Here is a 12,767-nt window from a genome sequence, read left to right on the forward strand (position 1 = left end):
GGCTTTACACTATATCAACGGATTTTTCACCCTTCGCCAGCTCCCCTATCACAAAGAACTTTTCTCCCAGTTCCTCCAATATTTCTACTGTTTTATCCTTTTCCTTTGCTGGAACCACAAGTATTAAGCCTATGCCCATATTAAATGTCCTGAACATCTCTTCTTCAGGAACATTTCCTTCTTTTTGTATCCATTTAAACACAGGTAATATTTCCCAGCTTCCCTTCTGGACAACAGCTTTTAGACCATCATTTATAACCCTTATTAGATTACCTGGAATTCCGCCTCCTGTAATATGAGCTATAGCATGTATATCAACTTTTTCGGCAAGGGACAGAACAGTTTTTACATATATCTTTGTCGGTGTTAAAAGTTCTTCACCAAGTTTTTTACCAAACTCTTTTATATACATATCGTAAGAATAGCCTTTCATTTCTATCAGTTTTCGGACAAGGGAATATCCGTTACTGTGAACTCCTGAAGAAGCAATGCCAATCAGGATATCCCCTTCTTCTGTTTTTGAACCATCAAGCATTTTTTCCCTTTCAACAACACCAACAGCAAATCCTGCAAGGTCATATTCTCCTTCATCATACATCCCTGGCATTTCGGCAGTTTCTCCACCTATCAGTGCACATTCTGCCTGTTTGCAACCCTCTGCTATTCCTTTCACAACATCAACGGCAACTTCTGGCTTTAACTTACCTGTGGCAAAATAATCAAGGAAAAATAAAGGTTTTGAAGTGGTAGTTACAAGGTCATTAACACACATTGCAACAAGGTCTATACCGATTGTATCGTGTTTATCAAGTATCTGGGCTATTTTCAGCTTTGTTCCGACACCATCTGTTGAAGAGGTTATCACAGGTTCTTTATATTTTGCGATTTCCAGCAGATATGCCCCTGCAAATCCACCTATTGGGGTAATAACATTTTTGTTAAATGTTTCTTTTACAAATCCTTTTATCTGCTGGACAAATTTATCTGCCTTTTCTATATCAACCCCTGCATCCTTATAACTGAGCATCTTTCTTCTCCTATAAATTTTCTTCTGTAATAATTTTTAGCTGTCCTTTATCACGGATTAAATATAATACTTTGTTTACTGACTTTATTTCATCCCCTGAAAGATAAGCAAGCTTAAAGGCAATTACATAATAAGTCTGGTTTCTCCTTCTATCTAAAAATGCCTTTTTGTTTAGTATATGCACAAAAGGTTCATTATTGTTTATTGAGTAAAACTCCTTTTTAAACTGTTTCTTCAGGTTAAAAATATCCCCACCTGCAAATTTGAAATAAGGGGAATAAACGGAAAATATTCCATCTGTTTTGCCTTTATAAATATCTAGCAAGGTTTTCTTCCATCTATTTAAAAAATTATCTATATCCTTCCTTAGCTGTTTGTATTTTTTTTCGTCAAGCAATACAAAATTTTCTTGGATAACAACAGGAGTTTTCCCAATCCTTATATAATCTGATATTTTTGCAAAATCTTTATTTGTAAGAATTACACATCCCTTTGAGCTGAAGAATAAAGGATTTTCCTTATCTGTTGCATGTATCCAGATACCATCCCCATTCCTATGGATAATATATTTATCAAGGGCATTAGGATAATTTAATGGATAAGCACCTATTCCATAAGCAGCCGGAAGTTGACTTTTTGATTTATAGGACTTTGGAAAATAAACACCCTCAGGAGTTTTCATATCTCCAAGTTCCCTTTTGTCCCCAAATTTAAAGCCTGTAATTGCAATAGAACTATCCACTACCTCCGGAACTCCATTTTTTAATTGAACTACAATTAATTTTTGTTTTGATTTGCTTACAACTATAGCCCTTTCCATAGGTGGAAGATAAATAACGTTTCCGTATAAAAGCTCTTTAGCTGAAGTCAGTGATATCAGAAGTAAAAATGCTAATAAATACCTCATATCCCGAAAAACTTAACCAGAATAAACATAATTATCCAGGTATAAATCCCTGCAATAATATCATCGGCCATAACTCCTAAACCTGAAGGAAGTTTTTCAAACATTTTGATTGGCGGAGGTTTGAGGATATCAAAAATTCTAAAAAGAACAAAAGCTATTAAAAGATGCTGCCATGAAGGATAAAAACCTATCATTGAGACCATATAACCTGCTATCTCATCAATAACAACATACTCAGGGTCTTTGTCCTTGAATGTTTCAACAACAACTGTAGAAGCCCATATACCAATAAGAAAAACTGCAAGAGTTATAAAAATCTCATTCCACAGCTGATACTGTCCACCTCTTGTCCAGTAAATAAGAATTGGGAATATACCTACCAGCGTTCCAATAGTCCCAGGGGCAATAGGAATTTTACCAACAAACAGCCCTGTGGCAAGCATGAAAGCAACCATAGTTTTAAAATCTTCTGGAGCCTGTTCCTGAGGAGTTTGATTTTGTGTGTTTTCCTGCTGCTGAACTTCCTGTTTTTCCACTTTTCCTCTCCTGAAAACCAGTTTTGAACTAAGTAATTATAACCATAAAGTTGATAAAAAATTTTTTAAGATTTAAAATTTATAACACTGTTTGAAAAAAATTCTGGAAAGGATGGAGAGGCGATATGTCCTGGATAAGTCTTGATAAATTAAACAAGTTAAAGGAAAAATTTGATTACCTCCAGATAAATGAAAACGACAAAGGTTTTCACTCTGTAAATGTCCCAAAAGAAAATCTAAAAGATTTTTTAAAATTCCTCAAATCTGATCCTGAATATAGCTTCAAAATGTTCATAGATTGGACAATTATAGACCACGGGGTAAAAGCAGACCCAAGATTTGAGGGTGTATTAATCCTATTTTCCCCTGAGCACAAAGAAAGAATAATCGTAAAATCCTGGGCTATAGATGAAACTCTCCCAACATTGACAGATATCTGGCCAGGTGCCAAATGGGCAGAAAGGGAAGCCTGGGATATGTTCGGTATAAAATTTGAAGGCCATGAAAATCTGGTAAGAATGTTTATGTGGGAAACTTACCCATATCACCCCCTTAGAAAAGATTTCCCATTAAGGGGACATGAAGAGGTTGAACTACCATCTCTTAACGAAAAAGAGAGAATGGACCAGCTTGAAGGCCTCCAAAACTACTCCAGAATGCATACAGCCCTGCCGACACTTGAAGACCTTGAAATAACCCAGAAAAAAAGAATGCCAAACAAAAAATCCCAGGTTGTTTTAAACTGGGGTCCTCTCCATCCAGGGACACACGGAACAATCTGGTTTTTATTCGATATGGAAGGTGAGTATGTTCAGGAGTGCGACATCATCATCGGGCAGCTCCACAGAGGTGTTGAAAAACTGGCAGAAAATATGAATGTTCAACAGATAATTCCTTATACAGACAGAATGGACTATATCGCCTCAATGAATGAAAACCATTCTGTATGTGTTGCAGCAGAAAAACTCCTCGGTATCCACGAGAAGATTCCTGAAAAAGCAAAATATATCAGAACTATGCTTGCCGAGCTTTCCAGAATAAACTCACACCTTCTCTGGCTTGGAACTTATGCCCTTGACCTGGGTGCCCTGACAATGTTCCTCTATACATTCAGGGAAAGGGAAAAAATAATGGATATATTTGAGGGTATCTCAGGTGCAAGGTTTACTATAAACTACTTTAGGGTAGGCGGTGTTTACGCAGACCTACCTTACGGTGCTTTAGACGCTATTGAGCATTTTATAAAAGATTTCCCAGCCAGATTAGGTGATTATGAAACACTTCTCACAAGAAATAGAATATGGCTCAAAAGAAATATAGACGTCGGAATCATTACAGAAAAAGATGTTTATGATTACGGTCTTACAGGTGCAGTGGCAAGAGCTTCCGGTGTTCCTTATGATCTTAGAATTATAGACAAATATGATGCTTACGGTGAAGTTGAGTTTGATGTGCCTGTTGGAGAAAAAGGAGATTCTTACGACAGATATCTGGTCAGAATTGAGGAAATGAAACAGTCTGCAAGGATTGTTGAACAGTGTATTGAAAAACTGAGAAAGATGTCAAAGAATGACCCATTCTTCTATGAACCGGAAGATAAAAAGATGAAAATAACAATAGATGGTAGAGGAACAAAACTGTTCAAAGGTGAAGTTTACGCAGGAGCAGATAATCCAAGGGGTGAACTTGGGGTATATATATACATGCCCAAAGATGGTATAAAACCACACAGATTTAGACTTAGATCCGGTGCTTTTTATAACCTGCAGATATTCCCAAAACTTATGATAGGAAGACCTATTGCAGATGCTATAACAATCCTTTCAACAATTGACCCGGTTGTTGGGGAAACAGACAGATAGGAGGCTAAAGATGGGGATCAAAAAAGTTGGATTAAATAGAAACGTTCAGCCTCAAACCATAGCTGAGAAAATATTTTTCCTTGATTTTATGAAGGGGCTGAAAACAACCATAAAACACCTGTTTAGAAAAGTAATTACAGTGGATTTTCCTTTTGAACTGGTTGAACCTGCACCAAGATTTAGAGGTGTTCACGGTCTTAGAAATGTTGACGGAACAGAAAAGGATGATTTCCAGGCATGGGTCAAAAAGCTGAAAATCAAGCCTCCTGAAATGGGAGAAACCAGATGTATTGCATGTAAATTCTGTCAGGCTGCATGTCCTGTTCCTGAAATTTTCATAATCAAAGCAGAAAAACTTGATGTTCCTGAAGACCATCCACATCATGGCCTAAAGGTTCTAAGCCAGTTTGATATGGATTTATCAAAATGTATGTTCTGTGGACTATGCACACTGGCATGCCCAACAGTATGTATCATCCACACAGATATATATGACCTGTCATCTTATACAAGAAGAGGATGGGTATTAAATAAAGAAACCCTTTCAAAAATTGCTGATGATTTTATAGCAAGAAGAGGAAAAGAAAAATACGACGATAAATCAGAGTGGCCAGACTGGCAGAAAATCTGGGATGAAGCTGACGCTGCAAGAGCGAAAGCATGGGATAATAACCCACCAAAACTTGGACCAAACTACGCAGACCAGCAATAAAAAACAGGGGATTTTCTATCCCCTTTCTTTGCTTTATAATATTTCACCTTAATTTCTAATTGGTGGTTCTTTTATGAAACTCACAGGAAAAGAAGAGCTTATATCAATAATCAAAGATAGAATAAAATCTGAAGGGAAAATCTCATTTAGGGATTTTATGGATATAGCCCTTTATTATCCGGAACTGGGATATTACACATCACCTGAGGAAAAAATAGGTGGTTTTGGAGACTTTTTTACAGCTTCTGAGCTTGATAGAGCCTTCGGAGAGCTACTTGCAAAACAGTTTGTAGAAATATACAACAAACTCAAAACAGACAAATTCCAGCTTGTTGAACTTGGGGCAGGTAAAGGATATCTGGCCTATGATATTCTGAACTACCTAAAATCCTATCATCCGGATATCCACCAAAAAACCGAATATATAATCATTGAAAAATCTCCATACCACATCCAGACCCAGAAGAAATTACTCTCAGAATTTGAAAATGTAAAATGGGTTCAGGACATAATAGATTTTGAAGATGAAAGTATCACAGGTGTTATTTTTTCCAATGAACTGTTTGATGCCTTTCCTGTTCATCTAATTAGAAAAATAAAAAGTAAAATCTATGAAGTATTTATAACCCTTGATGAAAATGATGAAGTTAAGGAAGTTCTGGAAGAAGCAAACGAAGATATTCTCAGATATCTAAAGGAGTTAAATATTAATCTTCCAGAAGGCATGCAGACAGAAATAAATCTGGATGCTGTAGATTACATCAAAAAAATAGGCAGAAAACTAAAAAAAGGATATGTAATTACCATAGATTATGGATATCCTTCTGCAGAGCTTTATAAACCATACAGGATGAGGGGAACACTCCTATGTTATTACAGGCATAGATACTCTGAAAACTTCTATGAAAATGTAGGAATGCAGGATATAACATCCCACGTTAACTTTTCCGCATTAAAGTATTACGGACATGTTGCAGGCTTAGATTTTACAGGTTTTACCGACCAGGCACACTTTTTAACAAATCTGGGGTTAATGGATATATTCGCACAACTGCAGGAACAAAATGATATAGAATCTTATGAGCGATTAAACAGACTAAAAACCCTTGTTCTTCCAAAAGGAATGGGAGAAAAATTTAAGGTTTTAGTCCAGCATAAAAATGTAGAAAATCCACAAATTCAAGGACTTGAAATGCTCCCTTACGCCAGCGATAGATATAAACTCTGATTTACAATAACCGAATATTAATTTATGGTTTTATTAAAAACAGTTTTAAAAAACTTGGTTCCAAAAGATATAGAAATTAAAAAAATAACAGATGAAAATATATCTGAGGATATAAAGGTCGCATATATATCAAAATCTGTTACTTTGCAGCAAATAGACAGAATATTCCAAAAAGCAAAAATTATTGGAATTTCCACACAGGACAAAAATCTTGAAAACTATATCAAGCAAAATTTTAATTTACTTTTGACCATCAACACAGATAAAGAGAATATTATTGTTTTTTCAAAATTCCATAAAACAACTAACTTTATAAAACCAATAATTTCTATATGTATTCCCTCTTATAACAGAAAAGAAGTTGTTTTAAAAGCTGTTTCTCTCTGGAATACTCAAAAAAATATCTCACCTGATATATATGAAATAATAATAGTTGAAAATGGCTCAGATTTATTATCTGAAGAGGACTTTAAAGAATACAAGAATATAAAACTACTTAAAATCCCCGAAGGGAATATAGGACTTGCCAGGAAAATAAGTGTTGAAAAAGCTTCCGGGGAATTTTTACTTCTTGTTAATGATGATACTTACCCCTCCGAAGACTTACTTATAAAGCACCTTACATATCAGCTTCTATTTTCAAAAGAAAAAATAGCCATTTTAGGTAAATTTTTACTTCATCCTGATTTTATAAAAGACAAAAAAAGCCAAGTTATAGTTGAAAACTGTCTTGATTTTTCGCAAAACTGTCTAAAAGATGGAACAATTATAAACGATATAGCTTTTTTCGTAACAAATAACTTATCAATTAGAAAAAAATATGTATTAAAAGCTGGAAATTTTTCAGAAGAACTTAAAAGAGGCGGTGAGGATAGCGAATTAGGTTATAAATTTTTCCAAAAAGGAGGAATAGTTTTATTTAAAGAAGACTTAATTGCATACCATTACCACAATTACATAAAAAACCTTGATAAAATTATGTTTAACAGAGGAATAACATCTGCACATATGATTTCAAAAAATGAAAAATTTTATAAAGATTTTTATGAAAAAAACATACAGCATATAAACCTAATGTTTAAAACCATTAATACAATCAATTTAAAAAGATTTGAGGAAGCCTTTTCTAAAAAATTTCTTCACTATCTATACTATAGATACAAACATCAATACTACAGAGGGTTACTTAAAGGATTTTTTAAGTATATAAACCCTGTTAAATTCCGCAGATTTTTTTCTATATATAAAAATCCCCCGATTATATCTATTTTTGTAAGCATAGATAAAAATAACTACAAAAATTTGAAAGTATTTGTAAAATCCCTATTAAAACAAACTTATTCTAACTGGGAACTAATAGTAATAACAAAAAACAATATAGAAAAAATAGATAAATTACTAAATAAATTAGTTCCACAGAATAAATACATACTAATAAATAATGGCTCAAACATGAGTAAATCTGACATAAAAGGCAAGTATGTGGCACTTTTAAAACCAGATAATGTTTTAATGCCCTATTACATTGAATCAATAACTAAATTTTATTCCATATCAGATACACCCATTATTTATGGTGATTATATTGATGGGCAAAATGTAAAAGTAAATCCAATTTTTGAAAATATAGAAGATTACCTGAAGTTTTATTCAGAAGGAAATATTTTAATACCTGAAACTTTTGTATTTAAGAGAAAAATTTTATTAAAAAATAATGTGGAATTAAGTAATATATCCCAAATGATACCATCACTATTTATCAAATATTTACCGGAGAAAATAGATTTACCTCTTATTATACTTTCTAAACCAATAATTCAAGACTGGTATGAAATTTATTCTAATATAAATCATTTAATATTTTTAGAAACAGAAAAAATAAAATATTTATTGAAACTCTTACAGGCCATCCTTAATAGTAATTCAGGAATTTTCCGTGAAAAAGCTTTAAAAGCAATTATCAATGATATTAAAAACATATCCTCTGACAAAGAACTAATTCATTTTTTAAAACAGATTGAATCAAAACTAAGTAATGTATAATTATTAATTCCTAAATTCTTCAAAATGGAGAAAGTATGTTAGAAACCCTTCTTATGTCCATTGTTATTTTGGGAATAGGTAGTTTTTCTCTGTGGTATGCAGGCAGACTTGCACTTATAAGAAGTATTACGCTGAAAAAAGCATTCATAATAACATTAATTGGATATGTTGGTATCGGAGCAGCAAGGGCTGTTTTGATATATGCAGGATACTATAAGCCGGGAATGTTATGGCTTCCTATATTAATAGGACTTCTAATTGAGGGTATTCTTGTCCATCTATTTTTCAGGGAAAATTTATTAAAAACGGTTATAGCAGTTGTTGCAGGATTTATAATAACAGTTGTTTTGATATTACCTGTTTTTGTTATAGCAGGCGGCTTATGGACTTATTTCAATATGCCCAGAGGTTGACAGCTTTATAATTTTCCATATTATATTGGCAAAATACCATTAAAATAAAAAAGAGCCATGATAATAGAACTAAAAGAAAAATTAGAAGAGCTTACAAATAGGTTTGAAAATATAAAAGAAATACTTAAACCTGAAGAGTTAGAAGGGGAACTCAGCAAGCTTGATAACCTGATGGGGCAGTCTGATTTCTGGGAAGACCAGAAAAAAGCACAGGAAATAGCAAGTAAGAGGAACTCAATTGCAAACAAATTAGAAGAAATTAGATCTGTAGATAAAAAACTTTCAGATATTGATGAGTATATCCAGCTTCTTGAAATGGAATATGATGAGGATACAGAAAAAGAAATAGAAAAAGAACTTGAAGCTCTTGAAAAAGAAATAGACAGACTGGAAACAGCCAGCTTGTTATCTGGAGAGTATGACTTTAAAAATGCAATCCTTACCCTTCAGGCTGGTTCAGGCGGTGTAGAAGCTTGCGACTGGACAGAAATGCTTCTAAGGATGTATCTCAGATGGGCAGAAAAAAATGGCTTTGAAATAGAAATGGTAGATTATCAGCCTGATGATGTTGCAGGTATAAAAAGTGCAACCCTTATAATAAAAGGTCCTTATGCTTATGGATATCTGAAAGGAGAGCAGGGGGTCCACAGACTTGTAAGAATTTCCCCATTTGACTCAAACAAAAGAAGACATACATCTTTCTCTGCCGTTTCTGTAATACCAGAAATTGGGGAAGATGTTAAAGTTGAGATTAAAGAGGAAGACCTGAGAATAGATACATTCAGAGCCTCAGGAGCAGGTGGACAGCACGTTAACACAACAGACTCAGCTGTTAGAATAGTCCATATCCCAACAGGAATAACGGTATCCTGCCAGAGCGAAAGGTCTCAGATACAAAACAGGGCAAAAGCAATGCAGATGCTAAAAGCCAAGCTCTATCAATATGAACTTGAAAAACAAAAGGAAAAACAAAAAGAGCTGGAAGGTGAGAAAAAGGATATAACATGGGGTAGTCAGATTAGATCTTATGTTTTCCATCCATACCAGATGGTAAAAGACCTGAGAACAGGCCATGAAACAGGAAATATTCAGGCTGTTATGGATGGTGAACTTGATGAATTTATTGAAAGCTATCTAAAATGGAATGCAAATCAACAAAATCATAAGGAATAGTATGGAAAAAGCAATAATCCTTGTATCAGGTGGAATGGACAGTGCCACACTTCTGTGGCTTGCAAAAGAAAAATTTAAAGAAGTATATGCAATCTCTTTTGATTACGGTCAAAAGCACAGAGTAGAACTTGATTTTGCAAAAGAGTTAGCCAAAGAAGCAGGAGTTAAAAAACATTTTATAGTAGAAGTTCCACACCTAAAAGGAATAGAAGGTTCAGCCTTAACAGACCAAAATATAGAAATCCCATCAGAAAGCTATCCAGATGAACCTCCAATAACAACAGTTCCGATGAGAAATCTAAACTTTCTTGCAATAGCTGCCTCATTTGCAGATGTATACGAAATAGAAACAATAGGTATAGGAATACACTCTGTTGATAGCCCGTATCCAGATTGCAGAGCAGAATTTGCATCGGCAGCGGAAGCAGCGATAAATGCCTCATCAATAATGGTTGCAAAGAAAAAGAACAGAATAACCGTCTGGACACCATTTTTAGGAATGACAAAAGCCGATGTCCTGAAAACAGGCATAGAGTTAAGCGTTCCATATGAAAAAACCTACTCCTGTTATAAAGGCACTATTCCACCGTGTGGCGAATGTGCAACCTGTCAGCAAAGGGAAGAAGCATTTGAAGAACTGGGATTAACAGACCCATGGAAAATAAAAAGAGAAGGTAAATAAATGGCAAAATCAAAAAAAATTGTAATTGTAGAATCTCCAAAAAAGGCAAGGGAGATACAAAAATTTTTAGGTAAGGAGTATTCTGTAAAGGCAACAATAGGTCACTTTAAAGACTTACCAGAGAAAGAAATGGGCGTTGACCTTAAAACATTTAAACCAAAATTTGTAATAAAATCAAAAAATCATAAAAAAATACTCTCCGAACTTAAAAAATTAGCAGAAAATGCAGAGGTTTATATAGCAACTGACCCGGATAGAGAAGGATATGCCATCGGATACTTTATGTATGACGAGCTTAAGAAAAAAGCAAAAGAGATTAAAAGGGCAGAATTCCATGAAATCACTCCAAAACATATAAAAGAAGTAATTAAAAAAGCCCCTAAATTTGAAGAAACTAATTTTGGCCTGTTTGATGCCTTTTTAGGCAGAAGGGTGGGAGACAGAATAGTCGGTTATATATTATCACCTGTCGCCTCAAAGGAAATAGGCGGAAGGTTTAGTGTAGGAAGAGTCCAATCCCCTGCTGTCAGACTGGTTGTTGAGAGGGAAAGGGAAATTCAGGCATTTAAACCAACCCCTTATTATGTCCTATCTGCAATTTTAGAAAAAAACAACATAAACTTTACAGCATTTTATGAAAAACAAAGAATTGAAGATAAAAAATTAGCAGAGAAAATATTCAATGATATAAAAACAGAAGATACCGCAGCAGTAGTTGATATAACAAAAAAGCAAGTAAAACAATCTCCAAAACCACCATTTACGACTTCTGTCTTACAGCAAACAGCAAACTCACAGCTGAGATTTTCCCCTGAAAAAACAATGATGCTGGCACAGGATTTATTTGAAAACGGTCTCATTACATACCACAGAACAGATAGCGTCAGAATATCAGATGAAGCAATTAAAAATATCAGGAAGTTTATAAAAGAGCAGTTCGGGGAGGAATATCTACCTCCAAGAGCCAAAAAATACAAATCAAAAAACACACAGGCAGATGCCCATGAGGCAATAAGAATAACTAACTTTGTTCCTCTGGAAAAACAAAAACAACTTGTTCAGGAAAAAGGTCTAACAGAAGACCATTTCAAATTGCTTAAGCTAATATACCAGAGAACAATAGCTTCCCAGATGAAAGAGGCCATTTATGAAAGGACAACAGCCTTATTTGATATCAAAGGATACAGATTTAAAACAACCGGTTCTGTTTTAAAATTTGACGGATACAAAAAGCTTTATAACATAGAAGACAAAGAGGAAACCCAGCAACTTCCACCACTAAAAAAAGGAGAAAAAATCAAAAAAGTTGACCAGAAACTTGAGGAAAAATGGACAAAACCCCCTCCAAGATACACAGAGGGTTCACTGGTTAAAAAGCTTGAGGAACTGGGAATAGGAAGACCTTCCACCTATGCAACAATTATGAAAACAATCAAAGACAGAGGCTATGTTGTAAAAGAAGGAAATGCTCTTAAGCCTACACAGGCAGCCTATGAGCTTATAGACTATCTGGACAAAAAATACCACTGGGTTGTGGATTATGATTTTACAAAAAAAATGGAAGAATTCCTTGATTACGTGGAGCAAAGGAAAAAAGACTGGAAAGAGTTTGTAAAACAGCTATACGACAAAACCCAGTCCTCCCAGAAGGCAGTAATATCCAAAAAGATGCTTGATTATGCCCTTGACCTCGCCAAAAAACACGGAAAAGACATATCTGATATACTGGACAACCCAGAGGAGCTGAAAAAATTCATAGATCAGCACAAAGAAACAAAACCAACAGAAAAACAGATTGCTTACGCAAAATCCCTTGCAGAAAAAACGGGAATTCCACTGCCGGAAGATGTTTTAGAGGATAAAGAGAAAATCAAAAAATGGATAAACAAAGCAAAAAAAGAAGCTATGAAAACCTACCAGCTTTCTGAAAAACAAAAGGCCATACTAATTAAAAACGGAAAAGAAGACCTGATTGATAAACCGGAAAAAGCATTAAAATGGCTTGATAGTTATTTCAAAAAAATGAGAAAAAAATAAAAAAGGCGGGTCTGTTGCAGACCCGCAGGAAATGGAGGGGAGGGAGGGGGATGCTAACTTAGGGTGATATTAATATATAAATATATTCACTTAGTAGGAAGGATTTTTATCATAATAACCGATAAAAGATAATAAGAAACATAAAAT

11 protein-coding genes are annotated in these 12,767 nt (G+C 34.4%); 8 read left to right on the forward strand and 3 right to left on the reverse strand.

Going from position 1 to position 12,767, the window contains the following annotated elements:
* Positions 1 to 4: 4 nt before the first annotated feature.
* Genes purM through MVE07_RS04395 form a run of 3 tightly spaced genes read right to left on the reverse strand, consistent with a single transcriptional unit; the run spans position 5 to position 2,470 of the window.
* Positions 5 to 1,027 carry a phosphoribosylformylglycinamidine cyclo-ligase gene (gene purM / locus MVE07_RS04385; RefSeq protein WP_297454524.1) on the reverse strand — a complete coding sequence of 341 codons (1,023 nt, stop codon included), beginning with the start codon at positions 1,025 to 1,027 and terminating at the stop codon, positions 5 to 7.
* Between the two features lie 10 nt (positions 1,028 to 1,037).
* Entirely contained in the window at positions 1,038 to 1,934 is an 897-nt protein-coding gene (locus tag MVE07_RS04390; RefSeq protein WP_297454527.1) for a L,D-transpeptidase family protein, read from the reverse strand.
* Complete coding sequence (locus MVE07_RS04395) at positions 1,931 to 2,470, reverse strand: phosphatidylglycerophosphatase A (protein ID WP_297454529.1); 540 nt, start codon at positions 2,468 to 2,470, stop codon at positions 1,931 to 1,933. The genes MVE07_RS04390 and MVE07_RS04395 overlap by 4 nt, the downstream gene beginning before the upstream one ends.
* 125 nt (positions 2,471 to 2,595) lie before the next feature.
* Between MVE07_RS04395 and MVE07_RS04400 the strand changes: the two genes are divergently transcribed.
* The 8 genes from MVE07_RS04400 (at position 2,596) to topA (ending at position 12,620) form a co-directional block, all read left to right on the forward strand.
* Positions 2,596 to 4,332 (forward strand): NADH-quinone oxidoreductase subunit D, encoded by a 1,737-nt coding sequence (locus MVE07_RS04400; protein WP_297454533.1) that lies wholly within the window; start codon positions 2,596 to 2,598, stop codon positions 4,330 to 4,332.
* 10 nt (positions 4,333 to 4,342) lie between these two features.
* The gene (locus MVE07_RS04405) at positions 4,343 to 5,044 is read left to right on the forward strand and encodes an NADH-quinone oxidoreductase subunit I (RefSeq protein ID WP_297454536.1); all 702 of its coding nucleotides are present in this window, start codon (positions 4,343 to 4,345) and stop codon (positions 5,042 to 5,044) included.
* 73 nt (positions 5,045 to 5,117) lie between these two features.
* Entirely contained in the window at positions 5,118 to 6,272 is a 1,155-nt protein-coding gene (locus MVE07_RS04410; protein WP_297454540.1) for an SAM-dependent methyltransferase, read from the forward strand.
* Between the two features lie 24 nt (positions 6,273 to 6,296).
* On the forward strand, positions 6,297 to 8,315 hold the full coding sequence (locus MVE07_RS04415) for a glycosyltransferase (RefSeq protein WP_297454542.1): 2,019 nt from the start codon (positions 6,297 to 6,299) through the stop codon (positions 8,313 to 8,315).
* A 35-nt stretch (positions 8,316 to 8,350) separates the two neighbouring features.
* Entirely contained in the window at positions 8,351 to 8,728 is a 378-nt protein-coding gene (locus MVE07_RS04420; RefSeq protein ID WP_297454545.1) for a hypothetical protein, read from the forward strand.
* Between the two features lie 57 nt (positions 8,729 to 8,785).
* Complete coding sequence (gene prfB, locus MVE07_RS04425) at positions 8,786 to 9,901, forward strand: peptide chain release factor 2 (protein ID WP_297454548.1); 1,116 nt, start codon at positions 8,786 to 8,788, stop codon at positions 9,899 to 9,901.
* 1 nt (position 9,902) lies between these two features.
* A complete protein-coding gene (gene queC, locus MVE07_RS04430) occupies positions 9,903 to 10,583 on the forward strand; it encodes a 7-cyano-7-deazaguanine synthase QueC (protein ID WP_297454551.1) in 681 nt (226 codons plus the stop codon).
* Positions 10,584 to 12,620: a type I DNA topoisomerase gene (topA, locus tag MVE07_RS04435; protein WP_297454554.1), complete on the forward strand. Its 2,037-nt coding sequence runs from the start codon at positions 10,584 to 10,586 to the stop codon at positions 12,618 to 12,620.
* Positions 12,621 to 12,767 lie beyond the last annotated feature (147 nt).

Source organism: Persephonella sp. (assembly GCF_027023985.1).
In the GTDB taxonomy this organism is placed as follows: Bacteria; Aquificota; Aquificia; order Aquificales; family Hydrogenothermaceae; genus Persephonella_A.

Excerpts from the sequence above, each read along its gene's own strand:
- MVE07_RS04400 (WP_297454533.1), top strand. The coding sequence starts at position 2,596 with ATGTCCTGGATAAGTCTTGATAAATTAAACAAGTTAAAGGAAAAATTT.
- MVE07_RS04410 (WP_297454540.1), top strand. The coding sequence starts at position 5,118 with ATGAAACTCACAGGAAAAGAAGAGCTTATATCAATAATCAAAGATAGA.
- MVE07_RS04405 (WP_297454536.1), top strand. The coding sequence starts at position 4,343 with ATGGGGATCAAAAAAGTTGGATTAAATAGAAACGTTCAGCCTCAAACC.
- purM (WP_297454524.1), bottom strand. The coding sequence starts at position 1,027 with ATGCTCAGTTATAAGGATGCAGGGGTTGATATAGAAAAGGCAGATAAA.
- MVE07_RS04415 (WP_297454542.1), top strand. The coding sequence starts at position 6,297 with ATGGTTTTATTAAAAACAGTTTTAAAAAACTTGGTTCCAAAAGATATA.
- queC (WP_297454551.1), top strand. The coding sequence starts at position 9,903 with ATGGAAAAAGCAATAATCCTTGTATCAGGTGGAATGGACAGTGCCACA.
- topA (WP_297454554.1), top strand. The coding sequence starts at position 10,584 with ATGGCAAAATCAAAAAAAATTGTAATTGTAGAATCTCCAAAAAAGGCA.
- MVE07_RS04420 (WP_297454545.1), top strand. The coding sequence starts at position 8,351 with ATGTTAGAAACCCTTCTTATGTCCATTGTTATTTTGGGAATAGGTAGT.
- MVE07_RS04390 (WP_297454527.1), bottom strand. The coding sequence starts at position 1,934 with ATGAGGTATTTATTAGCATTTTTACTTCTGATATCACTGACTTCAGCT.
- prfB (WP_297454548.1), top strand. The coding sequence starts at position 8,786 with ATGATAATAGAACTAAAAGAAAAATTAGAAGAGCTTACAAATAGGTTT.